General features: G+C 64.8%; 16 protein-coding genes. 14 read left to right on the forward strand and 2 right to left on the reverse strand.

Annotation, left to right across the window (positions count from 1 at the left end):
• Positions 1 to 85: 85 nt before the first annotated feature.
• Positions 86 to 1,963, forward strand: a complete 1,878-nt coding sequence (gene glmS, locus GDJ97_RS03245) for a glutamine--fructose-6-phosphate transaminase (isomerizing) (protein WP_152069766.1) — start codon at positions 86 to 88, stop codon at positions 1,961 to 1,963.
• Between the two features lie 77 nt (positions 1,964 to 2,040).
• Here the strand turns inward: glmS and GDJ97_RS03250 are convergent, their stop codons facing one another.
• Positions 2,041 to 2,790 (reverse strand): GntR family transcriptional regulator, encoded by a 750-nt coding sequence (locus GDJ97_RS03250; protein WP_193221292.1) that lies wholly within the window; start codon positions 2,788 to 2,790, stop codon positions 2,041 to 2,043.
• Between the two features lie 207 nt (positions 2,791 to 2,997).
• Between GDJ97_RS03250 and GDJ97_RS03255 the strand changes: the two genes are divergently transcribed.
• The 4 genes from GDJ97_RS03255 to GDJ97_RS03270 all read left to right on the forward strand — a co-directional run bounded on the left by GDJ97_RS03255 (position 2,998) and on the right by GDJ97_RS03270 (position 6,674).
• A complete protein-coding gene (locus GDJ97_RS03255; protein WP_152069768.1) occupies positions 2,998 to 4,398 on the forward strand; it encodes a glycoside hydrolase family 1 protein in 1,401 nt (466 codons plus the stop codon).
• 110 nt (positions 4,399 to 4,508) lie between these two features.
• The gene (locus GDJ97_RS03260; RefSeq protein WP_152069769.1) at positions 4,509 to 5,873 is read left to right on the forward strand and encodes a PTS sugar transporter subunit IIC; all 1,365 of its coding nucleotides are present in this window, start codon (positions 4,509 to 4,511) and stop codon (positions 5,871 to 5,873) included.
• A 141-nt stretch (positions 5,874 to 6,014) separates the two neighbouring features.
• Positions 6,015 to 6,320 carry a PTS sugar transporter subunit IIB gene (locus tag GDJ97_RS03265; protein ID WP_152069770.1) on the forward strand — a complete coding sequence of 102 codons (306 nt, stop codon included), beginning with the start codon at positions 6,015 to 6,017 and terminating at the stop codon, positions 6,318 to 6,320.
• Positions 6,321 to 6,329: 9 nt separating this feature from the next.
• Positions 6,330 to 6,674, forward strand: coding sequence for a PTS lactose/cellobiose transporter subunit IIA (locus GDJ97_RS03270; RefSeq protein WP_226808765.1), 345 nt, complete (start codon positions 6,330 to 6,332; stop codon positions 6,672 to 6,674).
• Between the two features lie 195 nt (positions 6,675 to 6,869).
• Here the strand turns inward: GDJ97_RS03270 and GDJ97_RS03275 are convergent, their stop codons facing one another.
• Positions 6,870 to 7,400, reverse strand: a complete 531-nt coding sequence (locus GDJ97_RS03275; protein WP_152069771.1) for a nitroreductase — start codon at positions 7,398 to 7,400, stop codon at positions 6,870 to 6,872.
• Between the two features lie 123 nt (positions 7,401 to 7,523).
• Here GDJ97_RS03275 and GDJ97_RS03280 point away from each other — a divergent pair, with 123 nt between their 5' ends.
• From GDJ97_RS03280 to cydD, 9 genes are all read left to right on the forward strand, one after another.
• Positions 7,524 to 8,360 (forward strand): HAD-IIB family hydrolase, encoded by an 837-nt coding sequence (locus GDJ97_RS03280; protein WP_152069772.1) that lies wholly within the window; start codon positions 7,524 to 7,526, stop codon positions 8,358 to 8,360.
• 222 nt (positions 8,361 to 8,582) lie between these two features.
• Positions 8,583 to 8,894: a CDP-alcohol phosphatidyltransferase gene (locus tag GDJ97_RS03285; RefSeq protein WP_152069773.1), complete on the forward strand. Its 312-nt coding sequence runs from the start codon at positions 8,583 to 8,585 to the stop codon at positions 8,892 to 8,894.
• A 149-nt stretch (positions 8,895 to 9,043) separates the two neighbouring features.
• On the forward strand, positions 9,044 to 9,424 hold the full coding sequence (locus GDJ97_RS03290) for a Rid family detoxifying hydrolase (RefSeq protein WP_152069774.1): 381 nt from the start codon (positions 9,044 to 9,046) through the stop codon (positions 9,422 to 9,424).
• A 181-nt stretch (positions 9,425 to 9,605) separates the two neighbouring features.
• Complete coding sequence (locus GDJ97_RS03295; protein ID WP_152069775.1) at positions 9,606 to 10,142, forward strand: MarR family winged helix-turn-helix transcriptional regulator; 537 nt, start codon at positions 9,606 to 9,608, stop codon at positions 10,140 to 10,142.
• 70 nt (positions 10,143 to 10,212) lie between these two features.
• A complete protein-coding gene (locus tag GDJ97_RS03300) occupies positions 10,213 to 12,042 on the forward strand; it encodes an ABC transporter ATP-binding protein (RefSeq protein WP_226808767.1) in 1,830 nt (609 codons plus the stop codon).
• Positions 12,035 to 13,921, forward strand: a complete 1,887-nt coding sequence (locus tag GDJ97_RS03305; protein WP_152069776.1) for an ABC transporter ATP-binding protein — start codon at positions 12,035 to 12,037, stop codon at positions 13,919 to 13,921. Before GDJ97_RS03300 ends, GDJ97_RS03305 begins: the two co-directional genes overlap by 8 nt.
• 212 nt (positions 13,922 to 14,133) lie before the next feature.
• Positions 14,134 to 15,582 (forward strand): cytochrome ubiquinol oxidase subunit I, encoded by a 1,449-nt coding sequence (locus GDJ97_RS03310; protein ID WP_152069777.1) that lies wholly within the window; start codon positions 14,134 to 14,136, stop codon positions 15,580 to 15,582.
• On the forward strand, positions 15,579 to 16,598 hold the full coding sequence (cydB, locus tag GDJ97_RS03315) for a cytochrome d ubiquinol oxidase subunit II (protein WP_152069778.1): 1,020 nt from the start codon (positions 15,579 to 15,581) through the stop codon (positions 16,596 to 16,598). Before GDJ97_RS03310 ends, cydB begins: the two co-directional genes overlap by 4 nt.
• 57 nt (positions 16,599 to 16,655) lie before the next feature.
• A complete protein-coding gene (gene cydD / locus GDJ97_RS03320; protein ID WP_193221293.1) occupies positions 16,656 to 18,398 on the forward strand; it encodes a thiol reductant ABC exporter subunit CydD in 1,743 nt (580 codons plus the stop codon).
• Positions 18,399 to 18,407 lie beyond the last annotated feature (9 nt).

Genomic DNA, 18,407 nt, shown 5'->3' on the forward strand with positions numbered 1-18,407 from the left:
GCTCGGACCGCCCGACGCGCACACCCATCCGGCGCGGCGCCGCCATCTGCTTGCTATCTGTCCGCCTACCTCAAGGAGCGACTCTATGTGCGGCATTGTTGGTTACACCGGTTCGAATAAGGCGGCGGAGATCCTCATCTCCGGGCTGAAGCGCATGGAGTATCGCGGCTACGATTCCGCGGGCGTGGCGCTGGAGGACTACGCTGAGGACGGCGCCGTCAAGCTCGACGTCATCCGCCGCGTGGGAAAGGTGCAGGGCCTCGAGTCCGAGTTGGCCGCGCGCGAGGATCTCACCGCTACCTGCGGCATCGGCCACACCCGCTGGGCCACGCACGGGCGCCCCACGGTCAAGAACGCTCACCCGCACACGAGCTGCGACGGCAAGATCGCCGTGGTCCACAACGGCATCGTCGAGAACTTCGCCGAGCTGCGCGAGGAGCTCGAGGGCCGCGGCCACGTGTTCAAGAGCGACACCGATACCGAGGTCTTTGCCCACCTCATCGAGGAAGCCTACGAGGGCAACGAGGTGGCCGGCAAGCCGGCCACCCACGACCTCATGGCCGCCGTGCGCGATGCCTGCTCCTACGTGGTGGGCGCCTACGGCCTCGCCGCGGTGTGCGCGGACGAGCCAGGCACCATCGCTGTGGCGCGCAAGGACAACCCCATCATCATCGGGCGTGGCGAGCACGGCAGCTACGTGGCGTCCGACGTCATCGCCCTCATCGACGCCACGCGTGACGTGGTGGTGCTCGAGGACGGCCAGTTCGCCAAGCTCACGCCGGATGCCATCGAGTACACCGATGCCGAGGGCAACGTTATCGAACCCGAGGTCACGCACGTGGACTGGGACGTGGATATGGCCGAGAAGGCCGGCTACCCCGACTTCATGCTCAAGGAGATTTGCGAGCAGCCGCGCGTGGTGCGCGACACGCTCGTGGGCCGCATGTCCGGTGCCGGAGAGCTCGACATCGACGAACTGGGCCTCACCTACGAGGAGCTGAACCTGGTGGACCGCGTGTACGTGATTGCCTGCGGCACGAGCTTCCATGCTGGACTCATCGCCAAAAACCTTATCGAGGGCTGGGCGCGCATCCCCACCGAGGTGGAGGCCGCGAGCGAGTTCCGCTACCGCAACCCCATCATCACGCCGTCCACGCTCGTGGTAGCCGTGAGCCAGTCCGGCGAGACGGCCGACACCCTCGCCGCCATCCGCGACGCGCGCATCAAGGGTGCCAAGGTCTTCGGCATCACGAACGTGGTGGGCAGCCCCGTGGCGCGCGAGTCCGACGGCGTCATCTACACCAAGGCCAACAAGGAGATCGCGGTGGCCTCCACCAAGAGCTTCATCGGCCAGGTGGTCTCGCTCACGCTGCTCTCCATGCTGCTCGCCCAGGTGAAGGGCAAACTGACGACCGGTCAGGTGCGCATGCTCTTTCGCGAGCTGGGCGACACCGCCGAGCAGATTCAGCACATCCTGTACACCCAGCAGGTGGCCATCCACGAGGCGGCGCTCGCGTGCAAAGACGCGCAGTCGGCGCTCTTCGTGGGCCGCGGCATGGGCGCGGCCATCAGCTACGAGGGTGCGCTCAAGCTCAAGGAGGTCAGCTACCTGCACGCGGAGGCATACGCTGCCGGCGAGATGAAGCACGGCCCCATCGCGCTCATCGATCAGGGCTTCCCGGTTATCGCCATCGCCACCAAGAGCCCCGTGTACGACAAGACGGTGAGCAACCTGAAGGAGTGCGAGGCCCGCGGCGCGATGATCATCGCCGTGGCCACCGAGGGCGACGAGGAGATCAAGCAGATCGCCGACCATGTGATCTACATCCCCAAGGTGCGCGACGCCTTCGTGCCCATTACGGCGACGGTGCCCCTGCAGCTGCTCGCGCGTGAGGTGGCAATTCTGCGCGGATGCGACGTTGACCAGCCGCGCAACCTCGCCAAGAGCGTGACGGTGGAGTAAGCGCGGGGCAATCGGGCTCGTTGCACCGCGCGACCGGTCTTCTCTTTATGGAGGGCCGGTCGCGCGGTGTTTTCTTCTTACGCGAGCGTCACGTCGTGCAGCTCGTAGCGGTTTCCGACGTTTCGCGAGATGGAATACTCAAATGGGACGCCACTGTCGAGGAAGCCGACCTGCTCCAGCTCGAGCAAGGGGGCTCCGGTGGGAACCTGCAGCCGCTCGGCTTCCTCCTCGGTGGCGGGAACCGCCCGGATGATGCGGTGGAAGCTGGAGATCTTGAGCCCCAGCTCGTTTTGGATATAGCTGTAGACGGACCCGTAGAGGTTCTTCTTCTTAAAGCCGGGGATGAGGTCGAGCGGCATGTACGTGTACTCGATGACGATGGGCGTGCCGTCCAGCACGCGCACGCGGCAGTCGAAGTAGGCAAAGTCGTCGGCATCCAGGTTGAGCTGGCGGGCGATGCCCGCGGGTGGATTCACTATCTTGAAGTCGTAGACGACCGATTCGACTTTCTGACCCTGGTGCTCGGAAGTGAAGCCGCCCGCGCGGTCCGAGCGCCCGCCGGAGACCGCGTCGAGCGCCATGCCGGCGGCTTCCTTGACATACGTGCCGGAGCCTCGTCGGCTCGTGACCAGGCCGTCCTCGGTCATGCGCTCGATGGCGCGGCGCACGGTGATCTTGCTCACGCCATAGAGGTCGCAGAACTCCACCACGGTGGGGAGCTTCTCGCCGGGCTTGAGGGTGCCGTCCTCGATGCTGCGGCGAATGTCGGCGGCTATGACTTCGTACTTGGGGATCATCGGGCACCTCATCTCAATTGCGATCAGCATAGCGCGAAAACCTTCGCACATTGCAGGGGCGGACGCTTTATCTCCTCCGTTTTCGTTTACCCAATAAATAATACCGCGAGCAAAGAACTCAAAAAACGCTTCACGCAAAAAATTAAAGCGCTATAATCCATATCGACAAGCGCGACACATCCTATGAAAGGAAGCGTCGCACGGGTCGAACCACCTCAGACAAGCCAGGGAGGACAGATGGAGCAATTCACCCTGCCCGATGATTTCTTCTTCGGCGCGGCCATGTCGGGCCCGCAGACCGAGGGCGAGTGGAACACGGGCGGCAAGCTCGAGAACCTATGGGACACCTGGTCCCAGGAGAACCTCTCCGACTTCTACAACCGCGTGGGTAGCTACGCGGGCAACGCCTTTATGGCCAAGTACCAGGAAGACCTGCGGATCATGGCCGATCTTGGCCTGACTACTTACCGCACCTCCATCCAGTGGAGCCGCCTTCTCGACGAGGACGGCAACATCAATCCCGAGGGTGCTGCCTGGTACCACGAGCTTTTCCGCGCTTCGCGCGAGGCCGGGCTCGAGTGCTTCGTCAACCTGTACCACTTTGACATGCCGACCTTCCTGTTCCGCCGAGGTGGCTGGGAGAGCCGTGAGGTTGTTGAGGCCTATGCCGCCTACGCCGCCAAGGCCTTTGCCGAGTTCGGCCAGGAGGTCAAGCACTGGTTCACATTCAACGAGCCCACGGTCGAGCCCGAGCAGCGCTTCCAGGCGGGCGTCTGGTATCCCAAGCTGCACGACTTTGGTCGCGCTCGCGTGGTGCAGTACCACATCTCGGTTGCGCATGCGCTGGCCACGGCCAACTTCCGCGCCGCGCAGGCCGACGGCACGGTGCGCGCCGACGCCAAGATCGGTCTCATCAACGCCTTCACCCCTACGTACACGCGCGAGAATCCCACGCCCGAGGACCTTGAGGCCGTGCGCATGATGGGCGGCATCAACAACCGCTGGTGGCTCGACCTCATCACCAAGGGTGAACTGCCCGTCGACGTACTCGACACCCTCGCCGAGAACGGCGTGCACCTGCCCATTCGTCCGGGCGATGCAGAGATCCTCAAGCAGGGTGTCGTCGACTGGCTCGGCTGCAACTACTATCACCCCACGCGCGTGCAGGCGCCGGCGAGTAAGGTGGACGAGTACGGTCTGCCGCGCTTTGCGGACGAGTACGTGTGGCCCGATGCCGTGATGAACGAGAGCCGCGGCTGGGAGATCTACCCCGAGGGCCTCTACGACTTTGGCATCGATGTGCGCGACAACTACCCCGGTCTGGAGTGGTTCGTGTCCGAGTCCGGCATGGGCGTCATGGACGAGCACCTGCACCGCGGGGACGACTACCGCATCGAGGACCCGTACCGCGTGGACTTCGTGCGCGGTCACCTGGAGGCTCTCGCCCGCGCCATCGAGGCGGGTTCGCCCTGCAAGGGCTACCACTATTGGGGCCTTATCGACAACTGGAGCTGGTCCAACGCATTCAAGAACCGTTACGGCTTCGTTGAGGTTGACCTCATGGACGGCTATAAGCGCCGTCTCAAGCGCTCGGCCGACTGGCTGCGCGAGGTGGCTACCACGCACGTGGTGAAGTAGCAGCAAGAACAAGCCGCGGGACGGGTGTCGCAATGCCGCGCCCGCCCCGCGCAAAACACAGGAACGTGCCGGGCGAACAGGAGTCCCGGACGGATAGGGAAGGAGCCATAATGGCCGAAGGAAAGGGACAGGCGTTCCTCGACAAATTCGCCGAGGTATCCGCCAGGGTGGGCAACCAGGTCCACCTGCGCACCCTGCGCGACGCGTTTGCCACCATCATGCCGCTGTACATCCTGGCGGGCATCGCGGTCCTGGTGAACAACGTGGTGTTCGCCTACATCTGGGGAGACACGGGCTTTGCGCCCAACGCCGAGGTGCTGGCGAACGTCCAGACCTGGGGTTCCGCGCTGACGCTCGGCACCCTCAACGTGTCCGCGCTGATCCTGGCGGGCCTCATCGGCTACTGCCTGGCGCGCAACGAGCGCTTCGACAACCCGCTGGCCTGCGTGGTCGTGGGCATCTCCGCGCTCGTCATCATGATGCCGCAGACGGTCACCGCGAACCTGGCCGCCACCTCGCCGCTGCTGACCGATAAGGTCACCTCCGCAGCTGTGACCGGCGCGCTGTCCACCGCCAACACGGGCACCAACGGCCTGTTCGGCGCCATCCTGATCGGCCTTGCCGCCGTGACGGTGTTCATCAAGATCTCCGGCGTGGAGAAGCTCAAGGTCAACCTGGGCGAGGGCGTGCCCCCTGCGGTTGCCAACTCCTTCAACGTCATGATCCCGATGCTGCTCTCCCTCTCCATCTTCGGTGTGGTCTCCGCCGTGCTCGCCGTGGCGTTCTCCACCGACCTGATGACCATCATCTCCACGTTCATCTCCACCCCGCTCAAGGGCATCATGAACGCTGGCCCGTGGGCCGTCGTGCTCATCTACACCCTGGCGAACCTGCTCTTCTGCCTGGGCATCCACCAGTCCACCATCTCCGGCGTGCTGCTTGAGCCGATCCTCACCATGCTCATCGTGGACAACATGGCCACCTTCGCCGCCGGCCAGCCCATCCCGGCCGACCACTACATGAACATGCAGATCATCAACTCCTTCGCCCTCATCGGCGGTTCTGGCTGCACCTTCATGCTGCTGCTCGACACCTTCCTGTTCTCCAAGAGCAAGACGAGCAAGACCGTTGCCAAGATGGCCATCCTGCCCGGTCTGTTCAACATCAACGAGCCGGTTATCTACGGTTACCCCATCGTGTACAACCTGCCGCTGATCATCCCGTTCGTCATCGTCCCGGATATCTTCATCGCCGCCACCTACGGCCTGACCTGCGCCGGCATCATCGGGCCCTGCGTTGCCCAGGTGCCCTGGACCACGCCTCCTGTGATCTCCGCGCTGCTCGCCACGGGCATGGATTGGCGCGCCGCCGTGTGGCAGATCATCGAGATCATCATCGGTATGGCCATCTACCTGCCCTTTATGAAGGCTTCCGAGCGCGCCCAGGAGCTGCAGGTTGAGGAGCTCGAGGCGTAAGGCTCGCGCTAGGAACGCCAAGGGAACGTCTGCTTGGAACGGTGGCAGGGTTGGAACGGCAGCCTTGCCACCGCGCTGGCGGACGTGATTCGCTGGGTACAATGGAGGGGTCGCCGTGGCCCCGGTTAGAAGGGAACCACCATGAAGAAGATACTTCTTTGCTGCAACGCCGGCATGTCCACCAGCCTGCTGGTGCAGAAGATGCAGAAGGACGCCGCTGCTCGCGGGCTTGAGGTCACCATCGAGGCCCGTCCGCTGAACGAGGCCATGGATCATCTTGACGACGCGTCCATCGTGCTGCTCGGGCCCCAGATCGGCTACGCCAAGGGCGACTTCGAGAAGGCCTGCGCGGGCAAGAACATTCCCGTGGACGTCATTCCCATGGCCGACTACGGTCGCATGAATGCCGCCAAGATCATCGACGGCGCGCTCGCCAAGATCGGCTAGGTGCGGAACATGGCTATGGAGGACCTGGAAGCCCTGCAGATGACCTGCTTCGAGATCATTAGCTACGTGGGTACGGCCAAGAGCTGCTACATCAATGCGGTCGAGGCGGCCAAGAAGGGCGATTTCGATGGCGCCGCCGACCTGATGAAGCAGGGCGACGAGGCGTACAACGGCGGGCACGACGTGCACATGAAGCTGCTGCAAGCCGACGCCGCGGATGAGCGCGAGCCGGTTGCCCCGCTCATCCTGCTGCACGCCGAGGACCAGATGGCCGGCACCGAGATCGTCAAGCTCATGGCCAAGAACCTGATCGATGTGGAGCGGGAGCTCCAAGAACTTCGTTCCCAGCGCTAGATCGGGCCAAGCAGCCGAGATAAACGCTTAAGTGTAGAGTTTTGGATGCCGTTGCCTGATAGGGCAATAGGTACAACAAGAAACCCGCAGGTCAGGGGCCTGCGGGTTTCTTGTTGTATGGCTGGTTACAGGGACGGGCGCGGTAAAACTCTACACTTTAGCGTTCTTCTCCCACGCGGGGTGTGCGCTGGCCGGTTAATCGACCCAGATGACGTTCTCCTTGCGGGGTTTTGCCAAGGGCGCGGGCGCACCGGCGGGTGCGTAGCCCAGGATGCAGTGACCGATGCCGCGGAGCGAACCGTCGGCGGGCAGCCCCCATTGGCTCAGGAGCTCGCGCCCCTCGGCGGAGTCGAACTCCTCCTCTGCACGGTGGATCCAGCAGCTCTCCACACCCAGCGCGTGCGCGGCGTTCATCAGGTTGCCGAGAGCGAGCGCGCCGTCGTCCTGCGAGGTGGGAACCTGATTGTCTACCAGCACCACGATGACTGCGGGCGCCTCGTAGAACGGGTCTGCGCTGCTGCCCATGATGGCTGCGTTCATGCGGGAGAGGCGGTCGCGCGTGGCGCGGTCGGTCACCACGACGAAGTGGACGGGCTGGCGACCCATACCGCTGGGGGCAAATCGGCCGGCCTCGACGACCTTCTCGAGCGTTTCCCGGTCGACCGGTCGATCGGGGTCGTACGCGCGGCAGCTGCGGCGGGTAAGTAGGGTTTCGTAGGTATCCATGGCGATCTCCTTTGCCGGTTGACGTGCCCACGCTGTTATACCCAAGCCGGAACCATCCACGGTCGTCCGTGTATCCTTGTGCGGTGATGGCGCAGCGAAGGTCGCGAAGGTGAAAGGCGAACCATGGCAATCAAGCTCATCCTCTCCGATATAGACGCGACGATCCTGCCTGCGGGCGAGAAGCAGGTGTCCGAGCGTACCGTGGCTGCCTTCCACGCAGCGCTCGACGCGGGTATCGCGATCGGTCCCTGCAGCGGACGGAGTTTCGCGCAGATTCCACCGTTCTTTGGCGGAGACACCGCGTGCTGCGCCACGGCCATCGCCACGAACGGACTGCAGGCATACGCAGATGGCCGGAAGGTGATGGAGAGGACGCTCACCGCTCCGGTGGTCGAACGCCTGCGCGACGTGGTCGACGGCGTGCCAGGCGCGGGATTCATCTGCTTTGACGGGACCACACCGCTCCTCATGACGGGTGAGCGGGGCGACCTCGCCGCCGCGCGCGACGCACTCGCTAAGACCTTCCCCGCGTATGCGGAGTGCTGCGTGCCCACGTCCGAGATCCCGAGTTTTCCGGTGATCAAGGCCAACGTGTTCACCGGGGGCACCGTTGAGGACGCCAATGCCCTGCAGCGGCTCGTGGAGGGCGTCGTACCCGAGGTCTCGCTCGACCGCGCTTACCCGTGCTACTTCAACGTCATGACGCGCGGGTGGAACAAGGGCGAGGCGGTTCGCTGGCTCTGCAGACATTTAGGCGTGGGGCTCGATGAGGTGGTCGTCTTCGGCGACGGCACCAACGACCTCTCCATGCTGCGCGTGGTGGAGCATTCCGTTGCGGTGGCCAACGCGGTTCCCGAGGTGACTGAAACGGCGCGCTGGCATATCGGGGCCTGCGCGGACGATGCGGTTGCCGCGGCTGTTGAGGAGCTGGCGGCGGGGGAGTGGCCGTTTACCGCGTGATGCGGCGTACGGGATTCGCCATACGCGAGGGGCGCAATCGGTCCATTCTCAGCGACCGCTGCTCGACCAAACGGGCCGTCGGCCAATTTGTCTGCATAATCTCGCATCCGTAAGGGTTAATTGAAGACAACGGATTGATTCAGCGCCGAGGTTGCCCGATGCGGATGGCGTCCGATGCCGTTCGGTGCGAGCCTGCCGGCGCGCGAACTCAGGGAGGTCTCCATGGGAGTGAAGGCAGACGATACCCTTGCGGTAGATTTCGAGGAGCTCCTTGCGTACCTGCGCTCCAAGACGCGCGTGTTCATGGACGTGGACGGCCATGAGTACTACGTCACCCACACCGATGGGTACTGGCGCGTGCAGGACTGCGAGAAGCTCAACCCGATGGGTCGGTTCACCGACTGCTCCGAGCTCGTCACCACGCTTTCCGAGCTGATCGAGCTTCCCTGGCTGGATGGCAAGTCGATTCACGATCTGTGCCGCGACGCCACCTTCCACGAGTCTATTCAGGAGGGCTGGGTCCGTCCCGAATAACGGTATCCGGTGCGGCGCCTTGGCGCGTCGGCGCATGGATCTACGTAAACGTTTCCCCTAACCGGTGCCCCGTCTGACGGGGCACCGTGTTTTGTGTGACAATCGGCGCAGGCGGAAGGTCCGCCGGTCAACGGCAAAGGAGGCAATCCATGGCGATCGAGGCAATCGTATCCGACAAGGCGCCGGCAGCGCTTGGCCCTTATTCTGCAGGTACGCGTGCGGGTAACGTGATTCATGTTTCCGGACAGCTGGGCATCTTGCCCGAGACAGGCGAGTTCGCGGGCGAGGACGTTGCCGCGCAGACGCGTCAGAGCCTGACTAACATCAAGAACATTCTTGAGACCGCCGGCGCTTCCATGGCAAACGTGGCCGAGACGACGGTGCTCCTGGACGACATCAACGACTTCGCGGCGATGAACGAGGTCTACGCCGAGTTCTTCGAGGCTCCCTATCCGGCCCGCGCCGCCTTTGAGGCTGCTGCCATTCCCAAGGGTGCCAAGGTCGAGATCAAGGTCGTCGCCTACCTGTAGGCGCACGTGGTACAACGGGACAGTCCCAACGTACAAACAACCCCCTATACTTATAAGAGCCTGGTGCGCCGGAGTCGTTTCGGCACACCACGCTCCTGCTTGACATCATCCGAAACCGGACTAAACTGGTTGTATGACAGTCCGGATTCGGACTTTTTTATGCGAGGTGCGAGGAGGGACCATGGCGGAGGATATCGAGAGCCCGGCGGCGCTGGATTACCTCTACAACGCCGCGGACAAGCTGTACATGCAGTTTGCCCGCAGCTGCGGGCTCTCCACCTGCGCATATTGGATGCTCTACGACCTGACCCGCGCCGGCGGCGAGGCGTCGCTGCGCGATATCTGCGATTCCTGGGCGTATAGCAAGCAGACCATCAACTCCGCGCTGAAGAGTCTGGAGGGACGGGGGCTCATCGAGCTCTTTTTCTGCGAGGGGAGCAGGAAGAACAAGGGCGCGCGCTTGACGGATGCCGGCCATGCGTTCACCGGCATCAACGTTGAGCCCGCCATGAAGGCCGAGCGGCACGCGTTTCTCTCGCTCGACGCGAGCGAGCGGGCGACGCTGCTTCGGCTCACGCGCAAGTACACGCAGGCTCTTGAGGTGGAGTTTCGCGAGATGGCGAAGCGCGACGACGCGGCCATGACAGCCGCTTCTGATGAACGTCCGGGCGAGGGGGCCATGGCGGACCCCGGCGCCGTCCCGCGCCCGGCGCCCTAGGGCATTTTCCGTGGCGCCCGCCGCATAACCAAATCGATTTCACCCCGCATCTAAGACGAAGGAGCAGCCGATGGCGCAGGAAGCCGCCGCTACGAATAGGCAAGAAGCAGGAGTCGAGCAGGAGGACTACACCCTGCGGGACTCCCTGCGTCTGCTTGCGCGGCTCATCAAACCCTACCGCCGCCTTGCGTTGGCGACGGCGGTGGCCCTCATCTTCGACATGACGGGCATGCTCTACGTGCCAACAGAGCTTTCCGCCATGATTAACGCGGCCCTGTCGCCGAACGGATCGACCGACCTCCTCGTTCACGGCGTTCGCATGCTCGTGGCGTCCATCTGCGGGTCTGGTGGTGCCATCACGGCCATCTACCTGGCCTCCAAGCTTGCCGCCAACGTGGGGCGCGACATGCGTATGGCGGTGTACGAGGCGTCGCTCGCGTACTCTGGTTCCGACTTTGAGCGCTTTGGCACCGGTTCCATGATCACGCGCACGCTCTCGGACGCCAACGTGGTGCAGCAAACGCTTGCCATGGGAATCATCATGATCCTGCCGGTGCCGGTAATGAGCGTTATCGCTGTGGGACTGGCGTTCTCCATCGACGCGGTCATGGGCTGGCTGCTTTTGACGGTGACGCTCGCCGTGGTGGCGGTCTCCGTGGTGACCGTGAAGGTCTCAGCGCCCATCTTCACGCGCCTGCAGGCCTTCATCGACCGTATGAACGTGCGCCTGCGCGAGACCATAACCGGCGTGCGCGTGGTGCGGGCCTTTGGGCGCGAGGAGGTGGCCAAACACGAGCTGGACCGCACGTTCTCGGACTACGCCGATAACGCCATCCGCGTGAACCTCATGTTCTCGACGGCGGATTCGCTCACGTTCTTCCTGATGAACGGGGTCGAGGTGCTCGTCATTTGGCTGGGTGCCGACCGCGTGGGCACGCATGCCATGCAGATCGGCTCCATCACGGCGCTGATCGAGTACGCCATGCTCATCATGTTCTTCTACATGATGGCCCAATTCGCCATGCTCTCGGTGCCGCGCGCGCTGGCGTGCCTTGGTCGCGCGAGCCAGGTGGTCGACCTGGCGCCCGAGGTGGGGGACCCGGCGACGCCGGCGGTGCTGGGCGAGGGGGGCGCGGGTGAGCGCGCAAGCGCCCACGCGGAGGTGGCGCGCTTTGACCACGTCTCGCTCCGTTTTCACGATGCGGACGAGGATACTCTGCACGACCTGGACTTCTCCCTGCGACGCGGCGAGACTTGCGCCATCATCGGCAACACGGGTTCCGGCAAATCCACCATCGCCAAGATGCTCCTGCGCTTCCACGACGTGACGGCCGGCCGGTTGCTGTTCGGCGGCGTGGACGTGCGCGAGCTCACGCAGGCGGACCTGCGGGCGCGCATCTCCTATGTGCCCCAGAAGGCGTGGCTCTTCTCGGGGACCATTGCGGAGAACCTGCGCCATGGCGATGCGTATGCTACGGATGAGCATCTCTGGCATGCGGTCGACACGGCTCAGGGGGCCTTCGTGCACGAGTTGCCCGAGGGGCTGGCCACGCGCGTCTCGCAGGGCGGTACCAATTTCTCCGGCGGGCAGCGACAGCGCCTGGCCATTGCCCGCGCGCTCGTGCGCCGCGCCGACCTCTACATCTTTGACGACAGCTTCTCCGCACTGGACTTCAAAACGGATGCGGCGCTGCGCCACGCGCTCAAGGACGAGCTGAAGGACGCCGCGGTGCTCATTATCGCCCAGCGCGTGAGCACGATTGCCCATGCGGACCAGATCGTCGTGCTGAACGAGGGTGAGGTGGTCGGCGTGGGTACGCATGAGCAGCTGATGGAGGAGTGCCCCACGTACCGGGCCATCGCGGACTCTCAGGCTAGGAAGGAGGAGAGCCATGTCTAGCGAGAACGAGCGCGTGCAGGTGGGTGACGCGCGGGGCGATGAGCGGCGTGCCGCGCAGGTCGCCGCGCAAACCGCCGCGCAAGCTGCCGCGACGGAAGAGGTCGAGGTGCCCGCGGACGCCCTCGGCACGGCATGGCGCCTCTGGGAGGCAGCGGCCGGCATGCGTTGGCGTCTGGTGGTGGCCGCGCTCTCGGCGGTGGGCTTCGTGGTGTTCAGCCTGGCCGCCCCCGCCTACAGCGCCTATCTGCTCGACCTGCTCTGGGGTCGTATCCAGGCGATGTTCGAGCGCGGCGAGGGCTTTGTCGTCACCATGGAGACCGGCGGGCGCGAAATCGTAATCTACCTGGTGATCTGGACCATCGCCTGGGTTTTCTACACCGTCCAGGCCATGGTGATGTCGAGCTTTGCCGAGCGTCTGAACCTGAGCCTGCGCAACCGCATCGCGGCCAAGCTCGAGCGCCTGCCGCTGCGCTATTACGACGCACGGCAGCCGGGCGATACCATCAGCCGCGCCACGAACGACCTGGACAAGGTGTCCGAGGTCCTGCAGCGCGGCGTGCTGCAGCTGATTATCGCCGTCCTCATGCTCACGGGCGCCGTCATCATGATGGCTCGCTACAACCTGCTGCTCACGAGCGTGTACGTGTTCTTCATGCTGCTCTCGTTCGCTGCGACGAAGGTTATCGCGGCCCGCACGCTCAGCATCGCCTCCGCGCGGCAGGCGGCCGTGGGCAAGCTGACGAGCAGCGTCGAGGAGGCCTATAGCGGGCGCGCCGTCATCAAGGCGTTCGGCCGCGAGCAGGCGAGTGCCGCGGAGATGCGTGCCGCCGCCGAGGAGCTGGCGCGCACGAGCACGATCGCGGACTCGCTGACCAATGCGGCGGGGCCGGCTATTCGCTTCCTGGGGCGTATCGCGCTCGTGATCATCGGCATGATGGCGGGCGGCATGCTCGTGGCGGGGCGGCTGACCGTCGGCGTGTTCCAGGCGTTTTTCCAGTACGTCAACACAGCATCCGAGCCCCTGACGCAGATGTCCATGACCATCAACATGCTCCAGGGGGCGCTTGCCGCTGCCGAGCGCGTGTTCCGCCTGCTCGACGAGGAGGAGGTTGAACCCGACCCCGCGCAGCCGGCCGAGTTGCCGCGCAACGTGGAGGGCCGCGTGGCCTTTGAGCATGTGCGCTTTGGCTACGAAGCGAAGAAGCCGCTCATGCGCGACGTGTCGCTCGTGGCGGAGCCGGGCCAGAAGGTGGCCATCGTGGGCGCGACCGGCGCGGGCAAGACGACGCTCATCAACCTGCTCATGCGCTTCTACGAAATCGACGGCGGCCGCATCACGCTCGACGGCGTGGATACGCGGCGGCTGACGCGGGCCGATCTGCGGCGGCAGTTCGGCATGGTGCTGCAGGACGCCTGGCTCTTTGAGGGGACCATTGCGGAGAACATCGCGTACGGATGTCCCGGTGCTTCGCGCGACGAGGTGGTGGCCGCCGCCAAGGCGGCGCACGTGGACTTCTTCGTGCACACGCTGCCCCAGGGATACGACACCATGCTCTCAGGTGACGCGGAGAGCATCAGTCAGGGCCAGCGCCAGCTGCTGACCATCGCCCGCGCCATGCTCTGCGATCCGGCGATCCTCATTTTGGACGAGGCTACGAGCAGCGTGGACACGCGGACCGAGCAGGCGATTGTGCGCGCCATGGAGGCGCTCATGTACGGGCGCACGAGCTTTGTGATCGCGCACCGGCTCTCGACGATCGTGGACGCCGACCTGATCCTGGTGATGGACCACGGCAACATCGTGGAGCAGGGAACCCACGAGGAACTGCTCGCCGCGGACGGCGCGTACGCGGAGCTGTACAACAGCCAGTTCTCGTAGCGGGTGGCATTGGGTTGCGTTGCGGGGCGGGCGAGACGCTGGGGCTAGCCCCCAACCTACCGTTCACCCCAATATGATGTTAAAAAGGTGGCATATCTGGCTCGACCCATGAACGTGGACGCCATTCTGTGCTATATATGAGCCATCTGCACATGAACGCCGCGGGGGCGCCTCTCCGCGGCGCTGCTCGCACAAGGGGAGGGGTGATGCGCATGGGCTGGCTGAACGATCCCGTCGTCCTGGCTCGCATCCAGTTTGGTTTAACTGCGCTCTATCACTACATCTTTGTTCCGGTGTCCATTGGCGTCGGCCTGGTCACGGCCGTCATGGCGTCCAAGTGGTACCGCGACGGCTCCAAGGAGAACGACGCCGCGCTGCGCTTCTGGGTCCGCCTCTACGCCATCAACTTCGCCGTTGGCGTGGCCACGGGCATCACCATGGAGTTCCAGTTCGGTACCAACTGGGCCGACTACTCGCGCTTCGTGGGCGACATCTTCGGTGCGCCGTTGGCCGCCGAGGCGCTCTTCGCCTTCTTCATGGAGTCCGTGTTCATCGGCATTCTGATCTTTGGCAAGAATCGCGTGTCGCGCAAGGTCTACCGCCTCTCGGCCTGGCTCTCGTGGGCCGGCTCGCTGCTCTCGGCGCTCTGGATCATCATCGCCAACTCCTGGATGCAGACGCCCGCGGGCTATAAGATCGCCTACGACGCCAACGGTGCCAAGGCGCAGATCACGGACTTCCTAGCCGCCGCTCTCAACCCGTCCACGCTGCCGCGCTACTTCCACGTGGCCGTGGCCGTGCTGACCATGGGTGCGCTCGTTTGCATCGGCGTTGGCGCGTATTACCTGCTCAAGGGCCGTGTCCAGAGCATCGCCAAGGGCTTCCTGCGCACGGGCGTCATCCTGGGCGCCATCTGCGCCGTGGCCATGCTGCCCGCCGCGCACCAGCAAGCGCTCACTGTGGCCCGCACGCAGCCGGCCAAGCTGGCCGCCATGGAGGGTCAGTACGAGACCGGGCCCGTGGCGCTCTCGCTCTTTGGTTGGGTCGATGAACAGAACCAGCAGACCTACGCCTTGGGGATTCCCGGTGGTACCTCGGTCCTCGCCGACATGGACCCCACGGTGGAGTACCTCGGCCTCAACGACTTCGACGCGGACGAGACCACTCCGTTCGTGAACCTGATCTTCCAGTCCTACCATCTGATGGTCGCGCTCTACGGCGCCATCATCCTCGTGGTCATTCTGGGAGCGCTCGTGCTCAAGGGCAAGCTCGCCAACCACAAGTGGCCGCTCGTCATCCTTTCGCTCGGTTGGATCGCGCCGATCGCGGCCATCGAGTTCGGTTGGATGGTGACGGAATTCGGCCGCTACCCGTGGATCGTCTATGGCGAGCTCAAGGTCGAGGACGCCATCTCGCTCGCGGTGCCTGCGTGGCAGGTGTTGATCACGATCCTGCTGTTCCTTGCCGTGTACACCCTGCTCTTTGTGGTGTGGGCGCGCATGCTCAGCAAGACGGTGAAGGCCGGCCCCGAGGCGTTCCTGGCCGAGGGCGAGGCTGCCGCCAAGGACGCCGCAGTTGCGGACGCGGACAGCGCCCCGTCGTACTTTGGTGCTGATGCGACGGCAGATGCCGCCGCCGAGAAGGGGGGTGCGTCCGCATGAGCCCGCTCGCAATCATCTGGTTTCTGCTCATCGGCGTGCTGATCTTTGGCTACTTTGCGCTCGACGGCTTTGACTTGGGCGCCGGCGTGCTGTATCCGGTGCTTGGTCGCAGCGAGGCCGACCGCGCGGTCATTCGCCGCTCCATCGGCCCCGTGTGGGATGGCAACGAGGTCTGGCTCCTCACGGCGGGCGGTGCGCTCTTCGCCGCGTTCGCCCCTGCCTACGCCACCAGCTTCTCCGGCTTCTATCTGGCTATCATGCTCGTGCTCTTCGGCCTCATCGTGCGCGCCGTGTCGCTTGAGTTCCGTGCGCACGACGCTGCCTGGGCGCGTCTGTACGACGTGATGTTCGTGGTCGGCAGCCTGCTGCCGGCGCTGCTCTGCGGCGTGGCCGTGGGCAACGTGATCGCGGGCATCCCGCTGGATGCCAACGGCGACTTCACGGGTACGTTCTTCACGCTGCTCACGCCCTTCACCCTCTCTTGCGGCGTGCTGGGGCTCGTGCACATGCTGGTGCAGGGCAGCGCCTGGATCGCGCTCAAGGCCCCCGAGGATGCCGAAGGCGCCGAGCTGGCCGAGCGTGCCCGCGCGCTGCGCGGCAAGCTGGTGCTGGCCGAGGCCTTGGTCTTCGCCTTTGTGTCCGCGTGCTTCTTCGTGTCCGTGGTGCCGAACGGCGCGGGCGTGGAGGTCACCTTCCTGGCAGCGTTCTTTGCCGTGCTCTACGCGGTGAGCCTGCTCGTTGCCGGTCGTGGCGGCTGCGATCTGCGTGCCTTCCTGGTCGAGGAGCTGGGTTGCGCCGCGCTCGTGGGCATTGCGGCGTCCACGCTGTTCCCGAATCTCATCAACGCGACTAAGCCGGCGTTCGCCATCACCATCGAGCATGCGGCGGGCAGTGACCTGACGCTCGCCATCATGCTCGGGATCGCCCTCATCGGCGTGCCCATCGTGCTGGTGTACCACGTGGTGGCGTACCGGGTGTTCCGCGGTCGCCTGAAGCGGGGAGACCTGACGTACTAGCTTGAGCGGGGACTGCGCTGTTTCGGGCGGTCCCCGTTTTCGTATCTGGGGACGCGCGTGTTCGATAAAACGGTCTTCAAACTTATCGGGGCGGGCAGGACGGCGGTTCTGCTCGCCCTGCTTTCTCTTGCGGGGGCGCTGGCGTCTGTTGGGCAGGCCTGGGCGCTCTGTTGCGCGCTCGTGGCGCTCTGGGGCGGTGCCGGTCTGGCGGGCCGCGAGGGTTTGCTCGTGGTGTTCGCCAGCTGCTACCTGGGGAATCGCGTCATCCGAGCCGTGCGCGAGTGGCTGCTGACGCGTTTTGCCGCCGCGCGCGCCGGAGAGATGCGCCGTCAGGCGCTCGAGCGCCTCATGGCGGGGCGTGTTCGCGGCGAGGATGCGGGCCTGGGCGCCGCGGGAGGAACCTCGCTCGTCATCGAAGGTGCCGAGCAGGTGGAGCGCTATCTGGAGCTTTCACTCGGCAAGAGCATCGACCTTGCGGTGATCCCCCTGGTGATCATCGTTGCCGTGTTCGCATTGGACTGGGTGTCGGGCATCATCGCGCTCGTCGCCTTTCCCTTCATCATGCTCTACATGGTGATGATCGGTGGCAATGCCCGTGAGCTTGCCGAGCAGCGTCAGCTGGAGCAGGCGCGGCTCAGCAACCATTTTCTCGACGCCATGCGCGGCTTGGACGTGCTGCGCGCCTTTGGGCGGGCCCGCGGCCATGCAGATGCCATCTATCGGGTTTCCGAGCGCCTGCGCGGGGCGACCATGCGTACGCTGCGCACGGCGACGCTCTCCTCGGCCGTGCTCGACCTCTTTGCCACCTTTGCCCTGGCCGGTGTGGCGGTTATGCTGGGATTCCGGCTGGTCGATGGCGATATGATGCTCTTTCCGGCTCTCATGGCGCTCGTACTGGTGCCCGAGTTCTTCTTGCCGGTGCGGAGTTTTGCCGCCGACTATCACGCCACGCTCGACGGCAAGCACGCGCTCGAGCGCATGCGGGCGCTGCTCGAGGCGCCGGAGCGGTCGGTTGCCGTGCTGCCCGAGGCGGCGTGGGGGGATGGCTCTGAGCTGGCGATTCGCGGTCTGACCGTGCGGTACGGGGATGCCTGCGCGCTGGAGGACGTCTCGTTTGCCGTGCGGGGGTTTGAGCGCGTCGGCATTGTGGGAGCGAGCGGCGCGGGCAAGTCTACGCTGGCGAGTGTGCTCGCCGGTTTCCTGGATCCTTGCGCGGGCGCGTTCGAGCTGCGTGCGGGCGAGAGCGAGGCGCGGGCTGCCAGCTTGTACGCGCCCGCGTGGCAGCGTCAGGTCATCTACATCCCGCAGAAACCCTACCTGTTTCATGCCACGGTTGCCGAGAACATCGCGTTCTACACGCCGGATGCCCCGCGCGAGTGCATCGAGCGCGCGGCTGAGGCGATGGGCTTGGCACCGCTTCTGGAGCAGCTGCCCCAGGGCTTGGACACGCTGATCGGAGACGGTGCGGGGGCGCGCCAGCTTTCCGGCGGCGAGGCGCATCGCATCGCGCTTGCCCGCGCGTTTTTGGACGGTCGTCGCCGCGTCCTCATCTTCGATGAGCCTACGGCGCATCTGGACATCGAGACGGAGCTCGAACTCAAGGAGCGCATGCTGACCCTCATGCAGGGGCGCCTGGTGTTCTTCGCCACGCATCGCCTGCATTGGCTGGCGAATATGGACCGCGTGCTGGTGCTCGCGCACGGACGCGTGGTAGCCGATGGCGAGCCGCGCGCACTCGCGGCGGACGGCACTATTGACCGTTGTCTGCGGGCAGCGGAGGGGGATGAGGTCGATGCCTAGGGGAGTGCT

The sequence above is a fragment of the Collinsella sp. AK_207A genome, from assembly GCF_902501965.1.
GTDB lineage: Bacteria > Actinomycetota > Coriobacteriia > Coriobacteriales > Coriobacteriaceae > Collinsella.